Source organism: Caulobacter sp. NIBR1757, from assembly GCF_027912495.1.
In the GTDB taxonomy this organism is placed as follows: domain Bacteria; phylum Pseudomonadota; class Alphaproteobacteria; order Caulobacterales; family Caulobacteraceae; genus Caulobacter.
In genome coordinates this window covers 3,032,124-3,057,316 of the sequence record NZ_CP115463.1, presented here as the reverse complement: position 1 = coordinate 3,057,316, position 25,193 = coordinate 3,032,124, and the positions used below count along the sequence as shown (strand labels likewise).

The 25,193-nt window shown below is 66.4% G+C and carries 20 protein-coding genes; 5 read left to right on the top strand and 15 right to left on the bottom strand.

Annotated features, from left to right (window positions below):
• Window positions 1-6: 6 nt before the first annotated feature.
• The 13 genes from hisH to O5I81_RS14965 form a co-directional block, all read right to left on the bottom strand.
• Window positions 7-651 carry an imidazole glycerol phosphate synthase subunit HisH gene (hisH, locus tag O5I81_RS15025; RefSeq protein WP_271065668.1) on the bottom strand — a complete coding sequence of 215 codons (645 nt, stop codon included), beginning with the start codon at window positions 649-651 and terminating at the stop codon, window positions 7-9.
• 30 nt (window positions 652-681) lie between these two features.
• On the bottom strand, window positions 682-1,506 hold the full coding sequence (locus O5I81_RS15020) for a sulfotransferase (protein ID WP_271065667.1): 825 nt from the start codon (window positions 1,504-1,506) through the stop codon (window positions 682-684).
• A 61-nt stretch (window positions 1,507-1,567) separates the two neighbouring features.
• On the bottom strand, window positions 1,568-2,494 hold the full coding sequence (locus O5I81_RS15015) for a class I SAM-dependent methyltransferase (protein ID WP_271065666.1): 927 nt from the start codon (window positions 2,492-2,494) through the stop codon (window positions 1,568-1,570).
• Entirely contained in the window at window positions 2,470-3,756 is a 1,287-nt protein-coding gene (locus O5I81_RS15010) for a lipopolysaccharide biosynthesis protein (protein ID WP_271065665.1), read from the bottom strand. Before O5I81_RS15010 ends, O5I81_RS15015 begins: the two co-directional genes overlap by 25 nt.
• Window positions 3,753-4,949 carry a glycosyltransferase gene (locus O5I81_RS15005; protein WP_271065664.1) on the bottom strand — a complete coding sequence of 399 codons (1,197 nt, stop codon included), beginning with the start codon at window positions 4,947-4,949 and terminating at the stop codon, window positions 3,753-3,755. Before O5I81_RS15005 ends, O5I81_RS15010 begins: the two co-directional genes overlap by 4 nt.
• The gene (locus O5I81_RS15000) at window positions 4,946-6,079 is read right to left on the bottom strand and encodes a glycosyltransferase family 4 protein (RefSeq protein ID WP_271065663.1); all 1,134 of its coding nucleotides are present in this window, start codon (window positions 6,077-6,079) and stop codon (window positions 4,946-4,948) included. Before O5I81_RS15000 ends, O5I81_RS15005 begins: the two co-directional genes overlap by 4 nt.
• A gap of 6 nt (window positions 6,080-6,085) precedes the next feature.
• A complete protein-coding gene (locus O5I81_RS14995) occupies window positions 6,086-7,219 on the bottom strand; it encodes a glycosyltransferase (protein WP_271065662.1) in 1,134 nt (377 codons plus the stop codon).
• Entirely contained in the window at window positions 7,216-8,631 is a 1,416-nt protein-coding gene (locus O5I81_RS14990) for a hypothetical protein (protein ID WP_271065661.1), read from the bottom strand. The genes O5I81_RS14995 and O5I81_RS14990 overlap by 4 nt, the downstream gene beginning before the upstream one ends.
• A gap of 47 nt (window positions 8,632-8,678) precedes the next feature.
• Window positions 8,679-9,329, bottom strand: coding sequence for a DapH/DapD/GlmU-related protein (locus O5I81_RS14985; RefSeq protein ID WP_271065660.1), 651 nt, complete (start codon window positions 9,327-9,329; stop codon window positions 8,679-8,681).
• Window positions 9,322-10,440: a DegT/DnrJ/EryC1/StrS family aminotransferase gene (locus tag O5I81_RS14980; RefSeq protein WP_271065659.1), complete on the bottom strand. Its 1,119-nt coding sequence runs from the start codon at window positions 10,438-10,440 to the stop codon at window positions 9,322-9,324. The genes O5I81_RS14985 and O5I81_RS14980 overlap by 8 nt, the downstream gene beginning before the upstream one ends.
• A 17-nt stretch (window positions 10,441-10,457) precedes the next feature.
• Entirely contained in the window at window positions 10,458-11,447 is a 990-nt protein-coding gene (locus O5I81_RS14975) for a glycosyltransferase (RefSeq protein ID WP_271065658.1), read from the bottom strand.
• Window positions 11,444-12,061, bottom strand: a complete 618-nt coding sequence (locus O5I81_RS14970; protein WP_271065657.1) for an acyltransferase — start codon at window positions 12,059-12,061, stop codon at window positions 11,444-11,446. Before O5I81_RS14970 ends, O5I81_RS14975 begins: the two co-directional genes overlap by 4 nt.
• Window positions 12,048-13,031 (bottom strand): Gfo/Idh/MocA family oxidoreductase, encoded by a 984-nt coding sequence (locus O5I81_RS14965; RefSeq protein WP_271065656.1) that lies wholly within the window; start codon window positions 13,029-13,031, stop codon window positions 12,048-12,050. Before O5I81_RS14965 ends, O5I81_RS14970 begins: the two co-directional genes overlap by 14 nt.
• Before the next feature lie 370 nt (window positions 13,032-13,401).
• On the opposite strand from O5I81_RS14965, the gene O5I81_RS14960 reads away from it, so the two are divergent.
• From O5I81_RS14960 to O5I81_RS14950, 3 genes are read left to right on the top strand one after another with little or no spacing between them, the layout of a single operon-like run.
• The gene (locus O5I81_RS14960) at window positions 13,402-15,609 is read left to right on the top strand and encodes a polysaccharide biosynthesis tyrosine autokinase (RefSeq protein WP_271065655.1); all 2,208 of its coding nucleotides are present in this window, start codon (window positions 13,402-13,404) and stop codon (window positions 15,607-15,609) included.
• Window positions 15,606-16,847, top strand: coding sequence for a hypothetical protein (locus tag O5I81_RS14955; protein ID WP_271065654.1), 1,242 nt, complete (start codon window positions 15,606-15,608; stop codon window positions 16,845-16,847). The genes O5I81_RS14960 and O5I81_RS14955 overlap by 4 nt, the downstream gene beginning before the upstream one ends.
• Window positions 16,844-18,223, top strand: coding sequence for an O-antigen ligase family protein (locus tag O5I81_RS14950; protein WP_271065653.1), 1,380 nt, complete (start codon window positions 16,844-16,846; stop codon window positions 18,221-18,223). Before O5I81_RS14955 ends, O5I81_RS14950 begins: the two co-directional genes overlap by 4 nt.
• A gap of 306 nt (window positions 18,224-18,529) precedes the next feature.
• Here O5I81_RS14950 and O5I81_RS14945 read toward each other — a convergent pair whose 3' ends face one another.
• On the bottom strand, window positions 18,530-19,633 hold the full coding sequence (locus O5I81_RS14945) for an aminotransferase class I/II-fold pyridoxal phosphate-dependent enzyme (RefSeq protein WP_271065652.1): 1,104 nt from the start codon (window positions 19,631-19,633) through the stop codon (window positions 18,530-18,532).
• Between the two features lie 360 nt (window positions 19,634-19,993).
• On the opposite strand from O5I81_RS14945, the gene O5I81_RS14940 reads away from it, so the two are divergent.
• Window positions 19,994-20,647 (top strand): hypothetical protein, encoded by a 654-nt coding sequence (locus O5I81_RS14940; protein ID WP_271065651.1) that lies wholly within the window; start codon window positions 19,994-19,996, stop codon window positions 20,645-20,647.
• Here the strand turns inward: O5I81_RS14940 and O5I81_RS14935 are convergent.
• A complete protein-coding gene (locus tag O5I81_RS14935) occupies window positions 20,644-23,652 on the bottom strand; it encodes an NACHT domain-containing protein (RefSeq protein WP_271065650.1) in 3,009 nt (1,002 codons plus the stop codon). The two genes, O5I81_RS14940 and O5I81_RS14935, sit on opposite strands and share 4 nt — an antisense overlap.
• A 329-nt stretch (window positions 23,653-23,981) precedes the next feature.
• Between O5I81_RS14935 and metK the strand changes: the two genes are divergently transcribed.
• Window positions 23,982-25,163: a methionine adenosyltransferase gene (metK, locus tag O5I81_RS14930; RefSeq protein ID WP_271065649.1), complete on the top strand. Its 1,182-nt coding sequence runs from the start codon at window positions 23,982-23,984 to the stop codon at window positions 25,161-25,163.
• The last annotated feature ends 30 nt before the right edge of the window (window positions 25,164-25,193 follow it).

Sequence of the window (25,193 nt, the reverse complement as noted above, 5' to 3'; positions counted from 1 at the left end):
CTGATCTCAGCGCGAGGCTGCCTCGCGCCCTTGCTGGCTCCATCCGGCGTAGGCCCGCAGAACCTCCATCCCATAGCGGTGGCTCTTTTCTGGATGAAACTGCACGCCGAACACCGATCCCTTCTGGAAGCCCGCCACGAACTCGTAGCCGTGGGTCGCGTGGAGGATGGCCTCGGTCGGATCGTCGCACAGGAGGTGATAGCTGTGGACGTAATAGAACCGTGATGGCGCGGTTTCGGCCGATGTGAGCGGACAGTTGGCGCTGGCCCTGGTCTCCGCCCAGCCGATGTGCGGCACGCGCAGGTTGGCGGGCATCCTCGAGCGGTCGAAGGCGACGGTTTCGGCGGCCAGGAAGCCCAGCCCCTCGCGGTCCCCCTCGGCGCTGCCGCGGGTCAGAAGCTGGGCGCCCAGGCAGATGCCGAGGATCGGCACGCCCCGCTCCAGCACCTGCGTCCGCAGGGCGCCGACCAGGTCGCGCTTGATCAGTTCGCCCATGCCGAAGTCGAAATGGCCGACGCCCGGCAGGATCAGGCGTTCGGCCTCGGCGATGGCCCTGGCGTCGGAAGCGACGCAGCTCGGGATGCCGAGGTAGCGCAGCATGTTGACGACGGAGCCGATGTTGCCGGCGTTGTAGTCGATGATGGTGATCATGAGCGGGCCGGTTTCTCAAGCATGGCGCACCTAGACCGACCAGGTCTTGAAGTCCCTGCCAAGCAGGGTCCTCAGCGCATCGACGTCTGGCCTGAAACGTTCGGCCAGCCTGGCCTTGTCCTCATCGGACAGGATCGCCTTCTTGCCATGGGGCAGAAGGGTTTCCCGCAGAAGGCGCGAATCCAGGATCTGGTCGGTCAACCCGGGTGCGATCCGTTGGCCCAGGCGGGCCAGCCGACTATACTTCCACCGATGCGGAACAAGTTTCTCCGTCGCCACATTGGCGACGAAATCGAACGCAGAGCCGTCCTCAAAGGGTTTGACCCCGAGGAAGTCGACGATCTTGTTCATTGTGTCCAGGCGGTGAGCCTTCAGATCCTCGAGATCGACGACCATGATTTGATCCATCGAGTAATGCTTCAGAAAAAAGCTGAGCTGAAAATGGTATGATCCGGTCTTGATGTAGTGATCGGTTTCCAGGGCCCAGGACACCGTCGACCTGTGTTCGTTATAGATGTTGTCCAGCAGGTGCGACGAATACCGCTTGATCGGATCCCGGACCAGGTAGATCAGCTTGGCATCCGGAATGATCTCGGCCATGCGCTCGGGCGCGCCGGCGTAGATGGGCAGGTGAGCCTTGCTGTAGCTCTGCGACGCTTCCCCCCGAACGGCTTTGGAGGGGTCGAACAGGCTCTTGTACCAATCGAGCGGCCGGTCCGAGGCCTCTCCGGAGAAGAAGTTGACCTCCTTGGGGTCTGACATCCCGATATCTGGATGCACATCCAGATATTGATGCAGGCTCGTCGTTCCGCACTTCATGGCGCCGATAATGACGAGGTTGGGCAGGGCGCTCATGTAAACTCCAGGGTGTGCCCATGCCTGGGCTCTTGATCTGTCATCCGGCGAACCGAGGCAGTCACCCGCCGCCTTGCTCCTGGGCGGCGACAGGTGTTTCTCGATCGGGGAACTCGTAGAGTGCGATGGCCCAGTACCCGAAGACCTCCTCGCGCGGCCAGATTTTCCCGATGGACCTCGCCAGCCTCTTCGCGGTCGCTCGCAGGCCCGACCCCTGGCCCGCCGGACCCGGAACGGAAGTGTCCACCACCGGGGCTGCCGCCAGGTCGCCCTCGGAATAGCCGCAGACGGGGCAAATCGGAGAAAGGAAGCCCTGCGGTGTCCGGTCACGCCTCAAATAGCCCAGCACCTCGTTGACATACTTCAGCCTGAGGCGCCGGGCGGGAAACTCGATCCGCGTCATCCGGCCGCCGTGCTCCGTGAACAGGTTCGCGATCTTCGCGTCGTCATAGGTGCGCAGGTGCAGGTCTATGTTGAACCGGGTCTTGCAGGCCGGGCAGACCGTGGTGTCCTTCTCCAGATCCTCCTTGTAGGGGACGCCGACAATCACATAGCGCCGCGACACCCGGACGAGCTCGCGCAGCGCCACTTCGTAGACCCCCAGCGGCAGATGCTCGATCACCTGAAGGCAGCTGACACAGTCGAACGAGCCGTCGGGGAACGGAATGCTCTCGAGTGAGCCCTGGATGGTTTCGAAGGGCGCGTATTTCAGGGCCGCCGCGCTGCGATCCATCCCGACAAGCGCGATGTCAGGCCGCGCCGCCGCCAGGGCGATCCCGAACACGCCGTTGCCGCAGCCCGCATCGAGCAGGGAGCGAACGTCCCTCGGCACAACCGCCGCGGTCAATTCCACGCGCGAACGGTTGCCGCTGTCGGTAAGGGCGTCCCCAGCCCAGAAGCTGTCAGCCTCGTAGTAGGCCTGCTCGAAGGACATCGCCGGACCGGCCGGGGGGGAGTCATGGTTCATCTTGCTAGTGATGCTCGCCATCCCATCGCTAAGTAGACTACGTACATAATAGAGTAAGACACCGAGAACACGTATACGATCGATATCGCCGGCAGTTTGAGCACCAGAACGACCGCCAATATCAAGGCCAGCAGGGCAGTATTGCTGACAACGATGACAAGATCGTGCACCTGTCGCCCGGTGAAGTAGAACACCTGTGAAAGCGGTGCGGAAACCAGGCGCAGCAGCAACATTGGAGCCAGTATGCCTGCGATCTTGCCCGCATCGCCCCACTGTGGTCCGAGCACGAACTCGAAGAGGACGCGCCCGTACAGCATGAGCGCGATGGTCGGCGCCAGCCCCATGCCAAGCAGCACGAAGAATGTTCTCACAAACTCGGGGCGGCAGGAGCCCGTTGCGCGATACATCTCCGAAGCCCGTTGTCGGAAGACCTGCCCGACCGAGCTGCCGAGCAGCTGGATCGGCATGCTCGCCAACTGCCTGGCCCGGGCAAACGCGCCGACCAGGGGGGCCAGGCCAAGCGCGGCAAGGGAAAAGACCGGCAGCTGCTGACTCACGTTGGAGATCAGCACCGCTGGAAGGGTGAAGATCGCGAATCGGCGATGCGACCGGATCAGAACCAGGGTGCGCTTGACGCCAGGTCGCGGCGGCGTCGGAACCATCTGCCGGTAGAGCCACAGGTAGTAGAAGAGCGTCACGAGTTGGGAGAGGAAGTAGCTGACGAACAGGCCGCTCGCGCCCCATCCTGCTACACCCAAGCTGACCGATGTTGCGACGGTCACGACCGCCGACAAGACTTGAGCCTGGGCCATCGTGCCATAGCGCCTGTAACGATTGGCGAGGGCGGCGGTCGCCGCCACCACGGCGCCGCTCGCCGTCGTCAGGGGCAGACCCAACATCCACCACTTGGAGGCGGCGTAGTGGGTGCTCTCTCCCATCCACAGCACGATCCCCAGGGCGAGAACCAGCGCCGCGGCGGAGACAATATAGCCGACGCGCCGGCAAACGACGACCAGGGCGACCGCCCGGCGTTCGCCGTGCTCGGCGATGACGCCCTGCTGGAGCTGGAACGTGCTGACGGCTGACAGGATGGTCGAGGCCGCCATGAAGGTGGCCAGGACGCCGTAGTCGGCGGGCAGATAGAGGCGCCCCAGGATCGGGGCGGCGAGGATCGGGATCACGGCCGAAATGAGTTGCCCCGTCGACAGGGCCGTCACCGCGCGCACGAAGGTGGACTTGATGACCCGGCTGAGCTGGGCTTTCAGGGGAATGATCAGGTTCACGTGGAGTATCCCTGCCGACCAATGCCGCGCGGTTCGTCTCCCCCCGCCGCTTCATACAGCGCGATCATGCGGCCGGCGATGCTGTCCCAGCCAAATTCCGCGCGCATGACCCGCTGGGCCTCCTTGCCGAACCGCTCGCGCCGGGCGGGGTCGCCGAGGAGCGCCCCGATCGCCGCGGTCAGGTCCGGAACGTTACGCTCGACGACGCAGTCCGGTTCAATCCGGCGGACAATATCGCTGGCTCCGACGCCGGGCGATGTGACGACGCTCACGCCCATGGCCATCGCCTCGGCTACGGCCAGGCCGAAGCTCTCGTTGACCGACGGGGCGACAAGGACGTCGGCGCCGGCCAGCAGGGCCCATTTTTCGGCATCGTCCAGCTGACCGGCGAAACGCACCCGGTCGGCGGCGCCGGCCCGGGAGGCGAGGTCTTCGAGCCGGGCCCGTAGCCCGATCTGGTCGGGGCCGGCCAACAGCAGGTGCGCGCCGGGCAGGGCGGTGACCGCCTCGACGGCCAGGTCGGCGCCCTTCGTCCAGTCGAGCCGGGCCAGAAACGCCACGCGCCGTCCCTTCGGCGCCGCGCCCCACAGCCGCTCGATCCCGGCGGCGGACGGCGGGGCCGCCGGCGTGTCGACGCCGTTGCCGATGACGCTCAGCGGCGCCAGGTCGAGCCCCAGGGCCCGCACGCCCCGGGCCTCCTCCTCGGAGGTGACATGGATCGCCGCCGCGCCCGACAGGGCGCGCCGCTCCAGCAGGCTGATCCAGGCGCGCTTCACCAGGGCCGACTTGCCGGCGATCATCTCCGGCAACAGCATGCCGCGCGGGGAGATGACCAGTGGCGTGCCGGCGCGGCGGGCGTGGTGCGCCGCCCTGGGCCCCGGCAACAGGAACATGCCGTTGGTGTGGATCACATCGACCCCGGCCGCCGCGTCCGCCAGGGCCCGGTCCATGGCCGGCGAGTGATAGATCCGCGCCGGGGCGGCGAGGGGAAAATAACGCACTTCGACGCCATCGATCAGAACCGGCGTCTCCAGCGGTACGTCCAGCCGGTCGGGGCCGTCAACATCGGTGGTGAACACCTGCACCCCGTGCCCGGCCCGCACCAGCGCCGCCGCCAGCCCGTGGCTCGAGCGGATGGGCCCGCCGTACCGCGTGGCGGGGTAGTAGTTGGGGGCGTAGATGAGGATTTTCAAAGCGACCCCAGCAGGGCCCGGTGCTCGCTGACGAATCGCCCGTAGCTGAAGAACTCCTCGGCCACCTTGCGCGCCTCGCCGCCCATCCGCGCCCGCAGCGACGGGTCCCTGGCCAGCCGCCCGAGCGCCTCGGCGTGGCTGCCCGGGTCGCGGGGCGAGACGACGAAGCCATTGCGGCCGGCGACGACCGCCTCCTGCGAGCCGTCCTCGTCGCCGACGATGATCGGGGCGCCGCAGGCCATGGCCTCGAGGGGCGTCAGGGGGATGCCCTCTCCCCGGCCATGTCCGCGATCGCTGACCAGCGAAAACACATCGGCGGCGCGATAGATGGCCGGCAAGTCGGCCTCGTCGACCGGGCCGGTGAAGATCACCCGGTCGGCGATGCCATGCTCGGCGGCCAGCGCCTCCAGCCTTGGCCGGTCGTCTCCCCGGCCGGCGATGACCAGGCGCAGGTCCGGATGGGCGGGGGCCAGGCGCGCGACGGTGGCGATCAGCCGGTCGAACCCCTTGTGCGCCGCCGCCCTGGCCAGGCGGCCCAGGCTCATGACCACGGTGTGCCGGTCCGGGTCCGGCAGGCCATAGCGGGCCGCCACGGCGGGATCGGCCGGCCCCGGGGCGAACGTCCGCAGATCGACCGGGTCCCAGACCACGGTCGGCAGACTGTGATGCAGGCCCTCGTCGCGCACGTGCCGGGCGGTGAAGTGGCAGTCGGCGAGCACCCGGTGGACACGGGCCATGGCGCGGCGTCGCGGGGCCGTCAGGCCGCTCCAGATTTCCAGTCCATAGACATTGAGCAGGGTCCGGGCCCCGGCCAGCCGGCCGGCGAGGTTCAGCAGCGGCGTGAAATTGACGTGGGCGCTCCAGACGACGTCAGGTCGCCAGGTCAAGGCCTCGTACAGGGCCCGGGTCGCGAACTGCAGCCGACTCATGATCGAGGCATGGCGGTTGGCGGGGCCGTGCGCCAGCACTGAAAAGGGGGTTTCGAGGCTGTTTTCGTCCGGACCCAGCAGCGACAGGGCGCGAACGTTGTCAGCCCCGCAGATCTCCCGCAGCGCTTCGATCTGATAGCGGGAGTAGCGGCTGATGCCGCCCTTGTCGAAGCAGCCGGGGGTCAGGAAGAGGATGCGCATGGTCCATCAAGTCCGGCTGCCGATGCTGGACGACGCCTCGAGAGCCTCTAGCACAGGAGCAAAGGACTGCTCGTAGTTCCACTCGTCGAGCATCGCCTGGTGCCCCCGCTGCGCCATGCGCGCCCGCTCCTCGGGATGGTCTCGATACCACATTATGACCCGGGCAATATCATCCGGGTCGTCGGGCCGACAGCTCAGCGACAGGTTCCTGTCGCCGAAAAAGTCACGCCATTCGGCCGTGTCGTTGATGATCAGCGGCAGACCGCAGGCGAGGAAGTCGAACGGCTTGTTGGAAGCGCCGGCCATCGGTTCGATGAAGTTCGAGTCGAACAGCAGAACCCCGACATCGGCCGCCCGGGCCGCCGCATACAGGTCGTCGCGCTTGGCCGCTCCCAGATAGGAAAATCTGTGCCCGACCCCCAGCGAGCCCGCCAGCGCCTTCAGGCTGTCAACGTAGCCGTACGTCGAAATCGTCTCGTAGCCCGCGACCCGCAGCTCAACATCGTCGGGGGTCTTTGCCAAAGCGTGGATCAGGCTGGCGGGAAGGCGCCGTGGGCCGATCGAACCATGATGCCACAGGACAAGGCCTGGACCGCTGCGGGGAGCCGGGGGAGGCCCAATCTCGCTCAGGGCCGGCGTGTTGTAGGCGACCGCGATGCGCCGGCCCCCGGTTTCGGCCGCGAAGGTGATGGCCCGCTCGGTCTGCGGGATGACGCACAGGGTTGCCCGTCGCGCGAAGGCGGCCCGCGCCTTCACCAGGAGTGAGCGCTTGCGGCCTGCGTCCAGCCAGGGCGTGTCATGCTCATGCAGAACCGTTTGAACGTGGGGCAGGAAGCTGGCCGCCAGACCAATCGGGTAGACGCGCTCCTGGGAGCAGTAGACGACGTCGGGCCGAAACCGGACCAACTCCTCAATGGCGGCCGCGAAATAGGCGCTGATCGTGGCCCTTGTCGTGGGCCTGGAGATCAATCGTTCGGTCAATCTGGGATGGGCTGAAAGACGCATTTCTGCGCCTGTGCCCTGGCTGCGGACACCCAGGAACCGGACTGTACAACCCCGTTCGAGCAACTGCGCGGCTCCCCGATCCAGCGGCGGGTATGCCGCGGGATCGAAGAACTGGAGAAACAGAATGCGCTTCATCGATGCTCCATCGCGCGATCTTGCGATGAGCGGGCAGGCCAGCCCGGGTGGCTCTCGATGTGGGTCGCTGGAACCCGCCGTCCCAGCGCCAGCTTGAGCAGGGTCAGGACGATCCACGAGATCAGCGCGGTATTGACCATGAAGAAGATCGTCGAAAGCGGTGACACCAGCGCGAGCCCGACAGTGAAGGCCCGGACGAAATCGATGAGCCGGCCTTCCCTCAGGCCGAGGGCGGCGGCCTTGTCCAGCGCCCTGACGATCGCGCCGAGCAGGAGCATTCCAAGGAAGATCCCGGTCGCACCGAAGTTGACGAACAGCTCGAAGATCGGGCCGGAGCCAAAATTGGCGGACTTGGAAAAAACCACGCCGGTGTGGCGCGTCACGAAATCGCTTTGGCTCAGGGTCGGCTTCCCCGGCCAGAGGGCGCGCGGAACGACGGCGGCGGCGGAGATGATGATGCTCCCACCGTTCAGTCGGAGGTCGGAGGCAACGGCGTGGCGCTCCACCGCCTTGCCAACCAACAGGCCCTGGTTCAGGCGGACGGTCAGCCAGTCCAGGCTTTCGAAGTCGGTCGGCGTCAGCAGCTTGGTATGGGCAAAGCTGTTGGAGATGGTCTCGACACGCTTGCTCAGCGAAGCGTTGCTCCAGACCACCGCCCGGATATCTTCCCGGAACGACATCCAGGCCACGAACAGGCAGAGGCAGGCATAGGTGACCACGGCGCCGATGCCGACGATTCGCGCCAGGCCGATCTGCCGGCGCGCCAGCACGGTCAACCAGAAGGCGCCCAGGATGATCAGCGTGATGAAGCCGTAGGAGGTGAACCCCCAGATCACCAGATAGAACAGCGGAATGACCAGAGAGATCGCGTACCAGCCGGCAGCGGCGCGCCAGTTCACCCCCTGCGACAGCACCGCGCCGAGGCAGACGGCGGCGATCGCCAGGGTCCGGCAGACCAGCAGTACGGCATCCACCATAGGAACCGGAATGGACAGGCCGGTCAGGGCAAACCCGGCGACCGACGCCACGCCCAGCGCGAGCATCAGCGGCCGACGGGTGTCTCGTACGTTCTCCAGGAACAGCCTCGGGTCGGGCAAGGCCCGCGCGCGTTCCAGGAAGGATGGAAGCAGGGCGGCCCCCAGGGTGAATCCAACCACGCCCAGCAGCGACAGGCCGGCCCCGGCCAGGACTGTTTTGTCGGAGAAATTCCAGGCGTAGAAGTATGCTTGGAGCTGACTGCCGGCGCGTTGGGGCGTGTAGCTGGGAATGGCGTAGACGAAGGCCCCGCAATACAGGAACGTCATCGACAGGATGAAGGCGATGGGCAGCCCCACGCTGCTCGCCCGCGACCGGATCGTGCGGACAACCACATAGACCAGCATCAGCAGCCAGCACAGGGCGATGACGCTCATCTGAAGGGCGATTGTGTTGTGCACGTCGGTGACTGCTGCGCTGGGGGCTACGGGGAGATGTCGGAATAGCGGAGGCCTTCCGGACGCGCCGGATTGCCCGACGCTACCGTGTTCGGCGCGAGATTGGAAACCAACACGGTCATCGGCTTGAGGAAGCAATCGTCGCCGATGCTATGGCCGATGACAATGCTGTTGAGCCCCAGCCAGACGTTTCGGCCGATGGCGACCGGGCTGGCGACCCGGCCGAGCGACGAGCCTTCGCCCACCACCGGCCCGGTCCGCGCCGACCGCACGGCGTTGGACAGGGAGTAGATCATCGAGCCGGAGCCGATCGTGCAGGCAGACCCGATCGAGACGCCGCCATGGCCCTGGATCACACAGCCGATGGCGACGTGGGTGTTGTCGCCGAGGATCACCTCGCCCGGGGCAGCGGCGCAGTCCGGGTTGTCCATCCAGGTGATGTCGCCGGCGGCGTTGGCCGCGCCGGCGATGATCACCACGTTCTTGTCGATCCACAGCCAGTCGCCGGCCGAGATCAGCTGCGGCGCCTCGAAGCTGACCCCGGTGTCGATGGTCAGGTGGCTGCCGCAGGCCTTGAACCGGCGCCGGTAATAGGCGCGCCGCAGCCGCACGCCCAGCGGACCGCTGATCGGCCGCAGCAGGTCCTCGATCGCGTGGAGGAGGAGGCGCTTAAGCAAGCGCCGCGAGCCCGGCCGTCTCGGCGATCAGGCCATCGCAGATGTAGTCGATGTCGGCCTGCTCCAGCTCGATGTAGGTCGGCAGGTTGAGGCCGATCTGGGCGTACCGGCTGGCGACGGGCGTGGCCGCCTGGGTCAGGTAGGGCATGTGGGACATCGGATAGAAGTAGGGCCGTGTGTCGATGCCCCGGGCCCGCAACCGGTCCATGAAGGCCTCGCGGCGGTCGTGGTCCAGCCCCTCGATCTCGACGCAGACCAGCCAGTGGGCGTGGCGGGCCCATTGCGCCGTGCGGCTGAGCTTCAGGCCGGGGACGCCCTCCAGGCGTTGGCGGTACATGGCGAACACCCGGCGTCGGCCCTCCAGCAGCGCCTCCGACCGTTCGAGCTGGGCGCAGCCGAGCGCGGCCTGCAGGTTGGTCATGCGGTAGTTGTAGCCCAGCTCCTCGTGCCAGTAGCGCCGGGTCGGGCTCATCGCGTGATCGCGCAGCACCCGGCAGCGGGCGATGAAGGCGTCATCATCGGAGGTGATCATGCCCCCTTCGCCGGTGGTGAGGTTCTTGTTGCCGTAGAAGCTGAAGGTCGCGCAGTCGCCCAGCCCGCCGACCGGCTTGCCCAGCACCGCGGCGCCATGCGCCTCGGCGGCGTCCTCGATCACCTTCAGGCCGTGGCGGGCGGCGACCGCGTTGATGGCCGGCATGTCGGCCGGGTGGCCGTACAGGTGAACCGGCATGACGGCCTTCGTCCGGGGCGTGATCAGGCTCTCCAGCGCCGCCGGGTCGAGGCAGAGGGTCTCCGGCTCGATGTCGCAGAACACCGGCGTGGCCCCGGCCATCAGGACGCTGTTGGCCGTGGCGATGAAGCTCAGGTCGGGGACGATGACCTCGTCCCCCGGCCCGATGTCATAGGCCATCATCGCCAGGTGCAGGGCCACGGTGCCGTTGGACACCGCCACCGCGTGGCGGGTCTCGCAGAAGGCGGCGAAATCGCTCTCGAAGCGGGTGACATAGGGGCCGATCGACGAGATCCAGCCCGACTGCACCGCATCCAGCACATACTCCGCCTCGAGCGCGCCGATGGACGGCCGGGAGACGGGATAGGAGCGTTCTGGCATCAGACTTCAGCTTTCACTCAGGCCGCGCCGAGGCCGGCGCGTTTCAGGAGGACGTCCAGCCGGTGACGATAGCTATGCTCGGCGTTCGCCCGGGCGTGTCCGGCCTCGCGGATCGACATCGCCCAGGCCGGTTCGGACCGGGCGCGGGCGAGGTAATCTACTATGTCTTCGACCGAACGATAGACCAGCACCTCTCGCCCGGGTTCGAAACAGTCGGCGACCATTGGCTTGTTCTCGATCAGCTGCAGACCGGCGGCGCCGGCGATCTCGAAGGCGCGGCAGTTGAGGCTGTCTCCCTCGGAGAGGGTCGTGGAGTTGAGGCAGGCCAGAGCCGATCCGAACACCGCGCTCTTTTCGTCCCTGACGATGAACCGACCGGTCGCGGCGGCCGAGATCGCCGGGTCGGCCCATCGCGGCGGCCGCGGACCATGCAGAGCCATCGGCACGCCGGCGGCCATCAGCCGGCGCACCAGGAACTGGCGGTAGCCGTAATAGCTGCCGGCCACCGCGACCTCGTCGCCGATGGCGGAAAAGGCCCGCCGGTGCCAGGCCGGGTTCATGGCCTCGTGCATGAGCTCGGCCGGCTGGCCGACGGCGCGGAACTTCGCCACCGCGGCGGCGTCCTTGATAAAGATGTGGTCCCAGCCGTCGGCCAGCAGGCCCAGCCCCTCCATGTTGGCCGGCGGATCTCCCCACCAGGCGACCATGCGCCTCGCGCCGAGACCGCGCAGGTTTTCGATCACCTCCTGCCGCAGGCTCTGGGTCAGGCAGAGAACGAGATCGGGCGCCGACTGCCTCGCGGCCGCCAGCGCGAAGCGCTCGCCGGGCGTCCAGTGCTCGGGAAAGGCCTGCCGCCAGGCGCGGGTCAGGAACCGCGCCGGGCCGCTTCGAAAGCGGTCTAACGGTCGGACCGGGGTGACCACCTCATGCCCCATGGCCCTCAGGGTGAAGGCCACATTGTCCACAAAGCTGTCGGTGGTCGGGTAGTTGGGTATCAGGACCTTCATGACGCGGGCGCGATCTCCAGCCGACTTTCGGTCTCAACATAGACCACGCCCTCGATCGGGCAGACCAGGTCCTCGCCCAGCCGCGCCCCGGCCCGGCTCATCCAGCCGATCCGCCGCGCGGGCACGCCGGCCATCAGGGCGAAGGCCGGCGCTGGCCCGGTGACGACCGCGCCGGCGGCGATGAAGGCGTAGGCGCCGATCTCGTGCCCGCAGACGATGGTGGCGTTGGCGCCGATGGTCGCGCCGCGCCGGACGATGGTCTTGCGAAACTCCGACTTGCGCTCGATGGCGGCGCGCGGATTGAGCACGTTGGTGAACACGCAGCTGGGGCCGCAGAACACGTCGTCCTCCAGCTCGACGCCGTTGAACAGGCTGACGTTGTTCTGGATCTTGCAGCGGTCGCCGACCGGCACGTTCGGACCGATCATCACATTCTGGCCGATGGAACAGCCTTCGCCGATGTCGCAGCCCGCAAGTATATGGCTGAAGTGCCAGACCTTCGTGCCCTGGCCGATGCTGCAGGGATCGTCGACATAGGCGCTTTCGTGGATCAGCACGCCGGGAAAGCGGTCGTCCTGCCGCATCTGCGGCGCCGCCGGATCACGCCCGCTCATCGTTGCGCCCTTCGCCGGAAGCCAGCACCGTCGCCAGGAAGGGGTGGGCCTCGCCCTCGTCGGGCTCGAGCGGCGCGTTGCGGATGTGCGCCACGGTGGCGATCGAGGGGCGAACCTCGGCCAGGGAAAAGCCGCGGCCGGCGATGACCTCGCGATAGCTGGCGGTGTGAAGGTCGGTGAAGCCGTCGGAAAACTCGATCTCCTCGCCGTCCACGGTGATCGATCGGAAGGTCGATTGTTTCTCACGGACAGCCGGCGGCACGTCGTCGATGTTGATCGACAGGAACCAGCGCACCCGCGCCCGCTCGTACTCCAGATAGCCGGCCGCGCGGTCGGCGGCCCGGTAGTGAACGACGTTGCGGACCAGGTCGCCGAAGACGAAGCTCAGCATGTCGTAGAAGTGCACGCCGATGTTGGTGGCGATGCCGCCCGACTTGGCCTCATCGCCCTTCCAGGAGCTGTGGTACCAGCGCCCGCGAGAGGTCACATAGGTCAGGGAGACGTCGGCGACCGCGTCCTTCGGTCCGCTCAGGATCTTCTCGCGAAGCGCGATGATCGTCGGGTGCAGCCGCAGCTGCAGGATGGTGTTGACCTTCCGGCCTGTCTCTTCCTCCAGGGTCTGCAGACCGTCGATGTTGTGGGGGTTGAGCACCAGAGGCTTTTCGCAGATGGCGTCGGCGCCGGAGCGGAGCGCGAAGCGGACGTTGGAATCGTGAAGATAGTTGGGCGAGCAGATGCTCATGAAATCGACGCCCTCGCCGCGGCGGCGGCACAGATCGATGTAGCGATCGAAGCGTTCGAACTCGGTGAAAAACCGCGCCTGGGGAAAGTAGCTGTCCATGATTCCGACGGAATCGTTGGGATCAAGGGCCACCTCGAGGGCGCCGCCGACCTCCTTGATGGCGCGCAGATGGCGCGGCGCGACGAAACCGCCGACGCCGATCAAGGCGAAACGAGGTGGAGTGTTCATACGGAAAGCGGCCCTTCAGTTGCGCACAATGGTGATAGATTTCGCGGGACCGACGCAAGGGCGCTCTTGCCGGACGGGTGCGCGCTGGGCCGATCGGCCTTCTGATTGACGCTCCGCGAACGCGGGGGCTATTGAGTCACGCGGAAACCTGCGACATGGAGCTGAGCATCTTTCGGTTCACAGGTGTCGCCTCCGCCAGATATACAACCGATCCGACGCGGCCCGGCGCAAGGCGTTCTGCGGAACGACGGCGCTGGTTCTTCACCCTTAACGGCATAATGTCCCGGGACCGACAGTGGTAGAGAATAACGACCCGATCGAACCACCGTACTCGCGGTTTGTCACCGCGAGAGCCACCCGGCCCGGCCCCGTGATTCTGAGGCAGGCGGGTGCGGTCTACAACGGGAACCTCGATGTCAGCGCCTTCGACGAAAGCCAGCGTCAGCTCATCACCAACATCTGGGGCGCGATCCTCAAGCACCGCTGGCTGATCCTGGGGGTCCTGGTCCTGAGTCTCGTGCTCGGTGTGACCAAGACCCTGATGACGACCCCGCTCTATACCTCGAAGGCCCTTATCCAGATCGACCGCGAGGCCTCCAAGGTCATCGACATGGGCGAACTGGCGCCGATCGAATCTGCGAGTGGCAGCGAGTTCATCGAAACCCAGATCGGCCTGCTGAGAAGCGAGGCGCTGGCGCGCCGGACTGTTGTCGCGCTGAACCTGGTCCGGGACCCGGCCATGCGCGAGATCGCCGGCCTGCCGCCGCTCAAGGCCAACCAGACGCCGGCGGAGGCCACGCGGGCCGAGAACGCCCTCACCGGCCTGCTGATGGCCAATACCGAGGTCGCCCAGCAGGGCATGGCCCGTCTGGTCCGTGTGAGCTTCACCAGCCCCGATCCCAAGATCGCGGCCAGGGTCGCCAACGGTCTGGCCAGCAATTTCCAGACCCTGGCCATGGAACGGCGCTTCGATTCCTCGGCCTATGCGCGGAAGTTCCTCGAGGGGCGCATCGCGCAGGTCAAGCAGAAGCTCGAGGAGTCGGAGCGACAGCTCGTCGAGTACGGGGCCGACCAGCAGATCATCAACGTCAATCCGAACGGGGCGGATACGAAGGGCCAGGGCGACAGCGCCGGCCAGTCCCTGACCGCGGCCGACCTCTCCCGGTTCAACGCCATGCTGACCGAGGTCAAGGGCGAACGAATCCGCGCCGAACAACGGTGGCGCCAGGCCGAGCCCCTGCCGGCCCTGTCCCTGCCGGAAACCCTGTCAGACCCCACCGTCCAGAGTCTGCTCGGCAGGCAGGCCAGTCTGCAGACGAGCTACGAGGAAAAGCAGGCGGTCTATCTGCCGGCAGCGCCGGAGATGCTGCAACTGAAGGCCCAGATTGACGATGTCGATCGCAAGCTGAATATCGCCGCGTCGCGGGTCAAGGAAGGTATCCGGGGCCGCTACGAGGTGGCCCTTCGCCAGGAGCGCTCTCTCTCGGCCCAGGTCGAGAGCCAGAAGGGGTCGTTCACCGATCTGCGTCGGCGCAACATCCAGAACACCATTCTCCAGCGCGAGGTGGATACCAACCGCACCCTCTATGACGACCTGTTGCAGCGCTACAAGGAAGTCGGTGTCGCCGGGGGCGTGGACAGCACCAACATCGCCGTCATCGATCCCGCTCGTCCGTCTGGCGCCCCCGTGTCGCCCAGTCTGCCGCGCAACCTGGCCCTGGCGCTCTTCCTGGGCCTGCTGGTGGCCGGCGCGGTGGTCATGCTGCTGGAGCTGCTTGACGAGGCCGTCCGCACGCCGGACGACGTCCAGGCCAAGCTGGGCCTGACCGTGCTGGGGGTGATCCCGGAACTCGAGAAGGGCGTCAGCCCGATCTCGGCCATGGCCGACCCGCGGTCCGACATGACCGAGGCCTACGCCTCGACCCGGGCCGCCACGCAGTTCATTACGCCGGACGGTGTCCCCGCCAGCATTCTGGTGACCTCCAGCCGACCCTCGGAAGGCAAGAGCACCACGGCCCTCGGCCTGGCGAGAAGCTTCGCCAACCTGGATCTGCGTATCCTGCTGATCGACGCCGACCTGCGGAACCCGTCGGTCCACCGCCTGGTGGGCTGCGAGAACTCCAGCGGCCTGAGCAACTGCCTGACCGGGGTAGAGTGGCAGGGCGTGGTGCAGGCCACGGGCAAGTCGGGGATGTACGCCCTGACCTCGGGCCCGTTGCCGCCAAACCCGTCGGAGCTGCTGTCGAGCTCGCGGTTCACGGGCCTGCTGATGGAAGCCAGGAATCACTTCGACCTGATCATCATTGATGGGCCGCCGGTCATCGGCCTGGCCGACGCCCCCATCCTGGGCTCCTGCGCTGAGGCCACACTGCTGGTCATCGAAGCCGGCAAGGCGCGGCGCAGCGTCTCGCGCATCGCGATCCGGCGCCTGGTCCAGGCCAGAGCCAAGATCGCCGGCGCCATCCTGACCAAGTTCAACGCGACCTCGGCCGGGCATGGTTACGGCTACGGCTACAGCGCCGCCTACGCCTACAACTACACCCAGTTGGGCAACAGCACGGACAGCAGGTCGACTTGATCCCGGCGGGCGGCCCGAAAGGCGACGTCCGTAACGGGCTGAGCCTGGCCGTGCTGGCGGTTTCCTTCTGTGTGGCGCTGCTGGTCGGCTGGGCGGCGATCCGACAGGGCATGGCGGCCTGGGCGCTCCGCAAGGACGACCTGTCGGCGGCCGTTCGGTGGTCTCCCGGGTCTTCCACCGTGCTTGCCAAGACCGCCGCCGCCGACCTCAAGGCCGGCCGCGACACGGAAGCGCTTGCGGCCGCCCGGGCGGCGCTCGCCCGGGCGCCCTATGACGGCGCCGCCCTGTGGGTGATCGGCAGGGTGGAAGGGCGCGACGACCGGGCGCGCCGACGCGAGATTGTGCATCAGGCATCCCGGCTGAGCCGTCGCGATTCCGCCGTCAGTTCCTGGCTCATTCGGGACGCCCTCGCCAGCGGCGATGTCAGGACCGTCGCGCTGCAGGCGGACATGGTCCTGCGGCGGCGGGTCGAGGTCGGCGATTCGGTCTTCAGGGTCCTGTATGGCGTCATACAGACACCGGCCGGTCGAGCGGCGGTCGCCGAGCGTCTGGCGCTCAAGCCCCCCTGGCGACAACCTTTCCTGACCAGCGCCGGCCTGGCCGCGGACCCGACCGCCGTCGTCGATCTCCTGATCGAGATGCGCGGGACGGGAGCGTCGCCGACGGATGACGAAGCGCATAACCTTTTCAGACGTCTGGCGGTTCAGCAGCGCTATGATGAGCTCCGCCGGGCCCGCTCCCGAATTTTCGGCGGCCCCGCCGGGGAGGGGCTTGTCTACGACCCCGACCTAAATGGCCTGCCGGGACCGCCTCCGCTGAACTGGGAGCCGCTTTCGGCTTCCGGTGAACGGTACGACTGGAAGCCATTGGCCGCGCAATCCGGTCGGATCCGGGTGGACCGCGCGGGATCGACCTCGACCCCGCTTCTGCGCCAGATGGTCTTCCTCGGGCCGGGCCGCTATTCGGTTTCCGTCGTCGCCGAGAATGCGGAGACGGAAGGCGACCGGGCCTTCACCCTCGAAGTGCAGTGCCACAGCCGGGTTGTCATCGGCCGCGCGCCGATCCAGACCTCGAGCGGCGGGCCGACGACCACCGACCAGTCCTTCGTCGTGCCGCCGGATGGCTGCGCCGCCCAATGGATCCAGGTCATCGCCGGCGCCGACAGTGTCACCGCGACCTCCATCCTGCTGGACCGCATAGACGTCCGCCCGGCCTCGGCAAACGGAGCGACCCGATGACCAGACCGGCGTCGACCAGGGACCGCCATTGGCGAGGCGACTTGCGTCAGGGGGACCTGTTGCAGGCCGGGCTGTTCCTTGCCCTGGCGGCCATGCTCGCCCTGGCCTTGACCCTTGGGGCGGGCACGCGCGGGCGCGAGCTGACCACCCTGGCGCTGCAGCTGATGGGCCTGGCGACGCTGCCAGTCGTTCTGTTCCGCCTGTCGTCGCGCTGGAAACGTCTCGACCCTTGGCCGATTGCCCTCTGCGCGCTGATGCTGCTCGTCCCGTTGATCCAGCTGATCCCCCTGCCGGCGGACCTGTGGGCCCGCCTGCCGGGCCGGGCGCTGGCGGTCGAGACGCTTCGAGTGGCGGATGTGCCGCTGGCGTCCCACCCCTTGAGCCTGACGCCGGACGCGACCTGGGCCGCCTTCCTGTGGATCCTGCCGGCGGCCAGCCTGTTCCTGGCGGCCCTCTGCCTCAACGATCGGCGCTATCGCGACCTGCTGGTCGTCACCATCGGGCTTCTGGTCCTGGGAACGATCCTGGCGGCCATCCAGCACACCACATCCCTGCGCTGGCCGACGCACCCCTTTTCCAACAACGATTTCCCGGTCGGCTTCTTCGCCAACAAGAACCATCAGGCCGGGGCGCTGGCGGTCGGCCTGCCGCTGGCGGCGGCCATCGGCCTGCGGTGGCGCTCCACGTCCCCCCGCTTCAGGCATCTTGGCGCAATCGCCTATATCGGCCTGACCCTGGTGCTGGTCGGGGGCATTGTCGTGACCCGCTCGCGGGCCGGACTCATCATGGGCGGGCTCGGGGTCTTCGCCGGCGGCCTGATCTACTGGCGCGGTCTTTACGCCGCGAAGCTGGGGCCGCGAAGCGGTTGGGTGCTGGTCCTGATCCTCGTGACCATCGCCGCTGTTTTCGGCGTGGGCGGCGTCGCGACGATCAATCGATTCTCGGAGGCCTCCGGCGAGGAGCGCCGCCTCGATTCCTGGCCGACGATCTTCAGCGCCGCCAAGGCGGCGCAGCCGGCGGGGACGGGGCTTGGTTCCTTTGATCCCGTCTATCGCTCGGTCGAACTGGCCGACACCATGTCCAGGCAGTACGTGAACGAGGCGCACAACGAGTATCTGCAGCTCTGGCTGGAAGCCGGGATCGCCTTTCCCATCCTCCTGGCCCTGTTCGCCGCCTGGCTGGCAACGAAGGTCGTCCGGCTTGTTCGGGGCCCGCCCGGCAGGGACAGGTCATACGCCTGGGCGGCGCTGTCCGGCATTGTGATCCTGATGGCGCACTCGTTCGTGGATTACCCGATGCGAACCCAGGCCCTGATCTGCGTCTTCGCCCTGTTCTGCGCCGGGCTGGCGCGTCGCGAGGACGGGGCCGGCGCCTAGGCGGGCGTTGGTTCGGACTTTCGACAAGCCGATGGCCGGGTCGATCGTCAAACCTCGGGGTCGGTGGCGATCGCGCCCACCCCCACCGTCTCTGTTCAAATATTCAACTGAGACGGTGGGCTGGGAATGGTGGGTGCAGTAGGATTCGAACCTACGACCCGCTGATTAAGAGTCAGGTGGCCATTCGTCTACTTTCGCCCGCGCCTGAGAGCGGACAGCATCCTCAGTGAAGATGAAGGCCAGGTCCGGCCAATGGCCGGACCTGGCAAGGTATCGCAGAAGCAGGTCCGCGCGATGTGGCGAGCCTCAATGTGCTATCCCCTGGACGACGATGAGCGTCACCGCCCAGACGATATGGGTCGCTTCTTCGGGCGTCGTCGCGCTGATGCGCATCCAGCTGTCTTCGAGTGGCGCATGGATCTGCTGCTGAACGAGAACGCCATAATCGTCCTCGAGCTTGCGAACCACTGCCGCTGCATCCCCTGGCCACTGCAGGACGACCCACGGCGCGACGCCGCTGATAAGGGTCAGGCGCAGCCGGCTCAGGCCCTCGATCAGGATATCCCTGGCCTTGGCCTGCTCGCCGCGCAGGGCCGCGAGCAGTTCGGGCCGTTCCAGCATTGCGATCGCTTGCCGCACGCCGCCAGTATTGAGCGGAAACGGCGCCTGGATCTGGGTCAGGCGCTCGGCGAAGCGCGCCGAGGGCACCACCCAGGACAGGCGTGGACCAGGCAGAAAGATGTCCTTTGAGGCGACCTGGAGGTAGATCACGCGGTCGAACTCATCGGCCAGATCGCTGAGGTGGAACTGGTCGCTGTATTGCCGGTAGGCGCCATCGACCAGGATCACCAGTTCGGGGTTGGCTTCATGGGCGGCCTTGACGTGCGCCCGGGTGATGGGAGTCAGCAGCGGGTTGCTGCCACCCAACGTCAGCATCAGCATCGCCTTGCCGAGGCCGCGCACGGCGGCGGCGAGGGCTTCGGGCGAGAGGGTGCGGGTCTTCGGGTCGACGCGCAGCGTGATGCGTTCGACGCCGGTCAACAGCGAATGGCGGTCATAGCCATGGAAGTCGCCCTCGAGGCGGATGATCCGCTCGATGCCCAAGGCGGCGGCGATCATCGGAATCCGTTCCAGGCCGGAGCCGCCGAGCAGGACGCGGCTCGGGCTGCACCGCTCGCGTTCGCCGATCAGCTCGCGCAGACGTTGGCATTGCCCGTCGAGACGACGGTTGTCATCATACTCGAGCCCGTCATCGGCCTCGGTGGCGAGGATTTCGTTGAGCTCGGGATATCGCCGTTTGGCGCCCCGACCAAGGCAGTTGCAATCGGCCCTGATGAGGCTCGGTTTCTGGGAGATGGGACAGCGGAAGCGCGCATCGAAGGCGCGCGAATTGGGGATGGCGGGTTGCATCGGCTTCTCCTTTTTGGCTCAGGCCGACGCCAAAGAGTTCAGGATAAAGCCTTGTTGGCAAAGGATTATGGCTCGCACATCGCGACGATTAGCAACCGTTAAAAAGATCGATTTATGATCGGAAGAGCTATCGTGGGTTTTGCTAAACTTAGCAAAACGGTCCGCGCCCATACGAATCAGGCTTCGCGGGACACTCATAGCCATGTTACGCTGAATCTGGCTAAACTTAGAACGGTCCGGATTTGTCTTAAAATTCGCTGTCGTGGGGACAGCGCGGCTCCGGATCGGTCACGGTGAGCTCAAGGCTATATGCCGCGCGCAGGGTTAACAGGACGTTGCGGCGAAGCCCGGGTGGGGCGCATGTCGATGGCGGATGGTGAAAGGCGCGATGGGCGCCCTGATGTCCTAGGCTTGCTGGAAGCCTTGGCGAATTCGCGCGCGCTTCTGACTCAGATGATGAAGGACGACCCTCGGACCGGCGACAATATCGCGGGACTGTTCACTTTGATGATCAATGAGGTTCGAGGGATGCCGCGCCAACCGGATGGCCATGTGGTTGAGCGGCCGAATGGTTCAACGGTGGCGCCAAGGCGGGAACAGGTCACGGCGCCGCGACGGCTGGATGAGGAGAGCTTGCCCTGCATTTACACGGGCAAGGGAATGGTACGGTCAGTCTTCGAATTTCTGGTCTTTCGCTGGCTTGAGGTTCGCGGCGTCAACTGGTGCCAGAAGCAGGACATTTATAACCAGCTGTCCAGGATGGATGCGTTGGATGTGGGCCGGTATGGAGCCTTCTGCACGCGGTTGGCTCAGGCCAAGGTTTTGAAGTATGTGGACTGGCCTGACAATGAGCAATTCGCGAAGATCACGCTGACCGATAAGGGGCGACGACAGCTGAAAGCCTTCAAGGCCGGAGAGTTGAAGGTGGAGCATCGCGACTACCTCGCCAGAACAATCGACTGGTCTGGCCTCTACGATCCTGACGAGCCCGACGACGAGCCGACTGACGCCTAACAGCCCCAGCTTTTCACCGCGCTGTCGCCCCGGCGAATGGTGTCCACATCGCCGCGCCGCAGGCTCCAGCCGTCATGGAGCATACGACGCTCGAGAATTGACAGGGTCCTGGACCGGTCTGGCTCGGCTTCCATCTCGGCCAGGACGAGCATTGCATCGCTTTGCAGCAACCCATGGTGACGGGCTTCGAGATCCTGAACGATGCGCTTCAGGTCTTGCATCGCCTCGGGGGTCGCGGCGTTCTGGGCGATCAGCAGGCGATAGCGTTCGAGTTCGAGTTCGATCCGGGCGACATAGGAGCACTCGCCCTGCTGGACAAAGGGGTGGCGCAGCGCTTCCTCGAGGATTGCGCCGGCCTCGGCGAAATTCGACAGCGCCCGCTGCAGCATGATCTTCGTCGCGTAGAGCGAGATGACGTCGTTGGAGCCGCGTCGCGCCGCCGTCGGGCTGCGCCTGTGCTCCAGGTGGCGATCTATGAGGGCGTCGGCTTCGAGCAGATCTTCCGGAATGCAGGGTCCGCGCCTGACCTTGGCCTCAATGTAGCGGCGCAGGGCGTCACCTGAAAGCTTGTCGCCGCCGCCAAGCTTCTCGATCGCCAGAGCCAGGCCGTAGCCATCGAGGGCGGCGTCGAGATCGCCGGCCCGGAACTTGACGTAGGCGTCGCGGCAGATGAGCCGTCGGGCGGACCGCAGCTTGGCTTTGCCCTCATCGTCCAGCGGCTTGTCGAGGACCAGCACCGCCCTTGCGAAACGGGCGCCGACGGCGACTGCCGGCGACAGCATGTCTTCGACCACCGAGCACGTCCTGCCCATGCGCATCTGGACGAGTGAGTAGGTCGACAGCGTTTCGCTCCAGAGCCGCAGCTGCGTCCCCTCCAAAAGGGGGAAGCTGTCCTGGGTCACGGTCAACCCCATGCGCTGGAAACACCGCATGGCCTTGGCCAGAGCCTCATGGGCAAGTTTGAGGCGGCCGGCGTGCATCCAGCAAACCCCGATCTCGCCGTAGAGATCGACCTGGTCCCAGACATCGAGGTGGCGTGGCCCGCTTCCGTCGTCGGAGCCGTCGAAGAACAGCCCCAGAAGCCGGGCTTTGGTTTCGAACTGGCCGAGGATGCGCGTGACCCGGTGGGTGCGCCGATCCATCAGGTATCGCCGCACAATCTTCTCGAGGCAGAACCGGGTGATGGCGGCCGGAGAGAGGGGCTCGGCCAGCAGATCTTCAAGCGGGCGCAGGTCTTCGTCCGGGGCGGCGCCGGGTTGAGGTTCGTCCAGCAGGTCGCGTACGGCCAGCAGGTGATACAGGACGCCCTCGATCATCTCGATCTCGGCGATTGTGTAGTCGCTCGGCCTCAAGGGCAGGCGGCTGTGGCACGAGATGGCTGCGGTTGCGTGGATCCAGCGCAGTTCGGCCCGATCCCGGTCAACCCCGGGCGCACTCTCGCGCACGTGCCGCGCCAGTTCCTGCCGCAACAGGCTCCGTACCATCGGATTGATGTCGATATGGGAGTCCTGGTCGATGACGAAGGCGATCCGCATCCGTTCGAACAGACCGGTGTCGCCGTTCTGCAGTCTGCGGATGCGCCCCTTCGCCAACAGGTCGTCCAGCCGGCTTTTGGCCACCGGCCCTGGCATCAGCGCGAGCAGGCGCAGATAGGCGTGGGGGTGGGCCTGGGGATCGACGGCGCCGCTGTTGATCGCCTGCAGGTAGCGCTCGAAGAAGGCGTCGAAGAACTGGAAGTCGCCGGCCTTGGCGATGTCGGTGAGGAAGGCTTCGGCCTGGACAGCGTTCGCCTCGCGCAGGTAGTGCGCGGCCGCCGTGATGGAGATAGGCAGCCCCTGCAGGCGCGCCGACAACGACTGCAGGTCCGGCAGGGATAGGCCGCCCACCTCCAGAGCCTGGAACAGCAGCGCGCCTTCCTCGGGCGACAGCCGCTTGGGCGAGACGAACTCGACGCCGGTCGAGGCGTCGAGGCGACCGGAAATACCAAGCGCATCGCCCGTCTTCTCGGCCGTCTGAACGCCGAGCAGGACAGAGGCGCGAACCCCGGCCTGGGCCAGGAACAGCACGAACTCCCGGACTCGATTGAAGGCGGCTGAATCCGCTCGACCGGCGGGGATGGGACTCTCTTGCCGATCGTCAGCGGGTCTCGGATGCGGACGGTTCTGCTCCTGCGACAGACCATCGAGGACGATCAGGAGACGAGACAACTGTTTCAGCCGCGCCGGCAGCGCAGGCGTCAGCTCGGCCGTCGGCTTCGACCTGAGAAAGAAGTCGTTGAGCGCCACGACGATCTGGTCACCACCCAGGCGTGCGCAATCGAGGGTGAAGGTGTTTCGGTCGAAATGATCTTTGCCATGCTCGTTCCACCATTGGGCGATCAGCTGTGACTTGCCGATGCCCTGCTCACCCTGGACGACGACGAGGCGCAAGCTCTGCAGCCGGTTCTTGCGCAGGCCGTGGTCGATCTCGGCCGCAAGCGCTTTCCGGGTGGGCAGGGCCGCGCGCTGAACGACCTGCGGTTTGATGCCATTCAGGCGGACGGGCGAATGATCTTCGCCTGCGGCGTACGCCCCGTCGCTTAGGCCCGACGGGAAGGACGCCGGAAGAACGACGCGGTCTCCCCAGGACGTCAGGAGGTCCTGAAAGGCTTCGGCGCTGTCGAACTGGGCGTCGAGAATGCCTTCGGGCCAGCCGCAGACCTTTTCGAAAAGGCGGGCATGGCCCGGTTTGATGGGCTCGATTCCGCGCTCCACCAGCCCCATCCAGCGGCGTGAGCTCGCAGTAAACTGGGCGAAGAGATAGCCCGCCCGTAAGCCGGACGGCGTACCTTCGGCTTCGCGGCACAGGGCGTAGAACTTGGCTTGTGTCGGATGGGCGCCGGTTTTCGGATCCTTGATGGATTCCCGCCCGGTGCGGATGACATTGCCCAGCACGCGCTGCCGCGCCTCCTCAGGTCCGCCTGGCGGCGGCCGGTCATCGCGATTGCGGCGGGCAGGTCCCTTCACGGCAGCCGGGCTCCGTCGGTCGGCGCGGGAGGTTCGTGCGCAAACATCAGCACAAGGATCGGCACAGCCTAACTCCCCCAAGGCGCGTCGGACCCGCGCTTCTGTGTCCGTTCGAGCACAAGGAAAATGTCTATCTACCGCACAAAGCGGACGGATACTTGGTGAGCCTCCAGCAGCAGAGGGAGGCGCCAGATCGACATATCCTATCGGATGCCCGGGAAAGCCCCCGCCATTCCGAACGACTCTTAGTCAACCAAACCGAGTGCGCGGACGCAAGTCGCTCCGTGCGCCATCACGCGCCTGACGGTGCAAGAAATGCGAGAACTCAAATGACTATGCACATGCCCACGGCGGCCGTCTCGGCCGTCACCGAGCGGACCGCCGAACACGTCGGCCGGGGCCACCCGGACAAGGCCACCGACCAGATGGCCGACGCCCTTCTCGACAACGTCTTGGAGATTGCCAGGAAAGTCGCCGGCGACGACGAGAACTCGCTCGACCACCCCCGCTATCAGCGGACGGCCATCGAGGCCCTGACCAAGGACAACCTCGTCATGCTCAGTGGCGAGATGAAGCTGGGGCCGAAGGTGGCCGCCGCCTTCGATCCGGAGGCCGTTATCCGCGAGGTCTGGCGGAACGTCGGCTACGCTGGTTCGGAGACGATGACGGTGATCAACCACCTGCGTCGCCAGTCGGCCGACATTACGCGGGGCGTCGATCTTACCGGCGCCAGCGAGGGCGCCGGCGACCAGGGCATCATGGTCGGCTACGCCACCAACGAGACCCCGACCATGATGCCGCTTGAGTGGGATATGGCTCAGCGGCTGGCCATGGCCATCGACGAACTGCAGCGGAACAGGACGCTGCCGTGGCTGGGCTCCGACATCAAGACCCAGGTGACCCTGTCGGCCGCTGACGAGGTGATCAAGGTGATCATCGCGGCGCAGCACGCGGAGGAGGTATCGACCGAGGAGGTCCGCCGGGCGCTGATGGAACAGGCGGTGATGCCGCTGATGGGCGACATCGACCCTGATCAGGTGGTGATCAACGGCACCGGTCGGTTCGTGACGGGCGGTCCCATCGGCGACGCCGGCGTGGTCGGGCGCAAGATCGTCGTCGACGCCTATGGCCCGGGTGTTCCGGTCGGCGGCGGCGCCTACTCAGGCAAGGACCCGACCAAGGTCGATCGCAGCGCCGCCTACATGGCGCGGCATGTCGCCAAGGCGGTCGTCGCCCACCGCGTCTCCGACGCCAACGCCTGCATGGTCCGGATCGCCTACGGTATCGGCCAGACCCAGCCGGCCATGGTCACGGCGATGACCGACAACGGTCAGGACCTTGGGGCCTGGGTGCGCCGCCACTTCGACCTCTCGCCCCGCGGCATCATCAACAGCCTCGACCTGCTGCGGATGAGCGAGGGCGGCAGGGGCTGGGCCTATCAGGACGCCGCTGCCTTCGGCCACTACGGCCGGGCCATGTTCCCCTGGGAACGCATCGCCGACGTCGTCTGACGCCTGCCGACCCCTGGGCCCGCCGCGTTC

Coding starts and splice junctions, on each gene's coding strand:
- hisH (WP_271065668.1), bottom strand. CDS start 651: ATGATCACCATCATCGACTACAACGCCGGCAACATCGGCTCCGTCGTC.
- O5I81_RS15020 (WP_271065667.1), bottom strand. CDS start 1,506: ATGAGCGCCCTGCCCAACCTCGTCATTATCGGCGCCATGAAGTGCGGA.
- O5I81_RS15015 (WP_271065666.1), bottom strand. CDS start 2,494: ATGGCGAGCATCACTAGCAAGATGAACCATGACTCCCCCCCGGCCGGT.
- O5I81_RS15000 (WP_271065663.1), bottom strand. CDS start 6,079: ATGCGCATCCTCTTCCTGACCCCCGGCTGCTTCGACAAGGGCGGCATC.
- O5I81_RS14995 (WP_271065662.1), bottom strand. CDS start 7,219: ATGAAGCGCATTCTGTTTCTCCAGTTCTTCGATCCCGCGGCATACCCG.
- O5I81_RS14990 (WP_271065661.1), bottom strand. CDS start 8,631: ATGAGCGTCATCGCCCTGTGCTGGCTGCTGATGCTGGTCTATGTGGTT.
- O5I81_RS14980 (WP_271065659.1), bottom strand. CDS start 10,440: ATGCCAGAACGCTCCTATCCCGTCTCCCGGCCGTCCATCGGCGCGCTC.
- O5I81_RS14975 (WP_271065658.1), bottom strand. CDS start 11,447: ATGAAGGTCCTGATACCCAACTACCCGACCACCGACAGCTTTGTGGAC.
- O5I81_RS14970 (WP_271065657.1), bottom strand. CDS start 12,061: ATGAGCGGGCGTGATCCGGCGGCGCCGCAGATGCGGCAGGACGACCGC.
- O5I81_RS14965 (WP_271065656.1), bottom strand. CDS start 13,031: ATGAACACTCCACCTCGTTTCGCCTTGATCGGCGTCGGCGGTTTCGTC.
- O5I81_RS14950 (WP_271065653.1), top strand. CDS start 16,844: ATGACCAGACCGGCGTCGACCAGGGACCGCCATTGGCGAGGCGACTTG.
- O5I81_RS14945 (WP_271065652.1), bottom strand. CDS start 19,633: ATGCAACCCGCCATCCCCAATTCGCGCGCCTTCGATGCGCGCTTCCGC.
- O5I81_RS14940 (WP_271065651.1), top strand. CDS start 19,994: ATGTCGATGGCGGATGGTGAAAGGCGCGATGGGCGCCCTGATGTCCTA.
- metK (WP_271065649.1), top strand. CDS start 23,982: ATGACTATGCACATGCCCACGGCGGCCGTCTCGGCCGTCACCGAGCGG.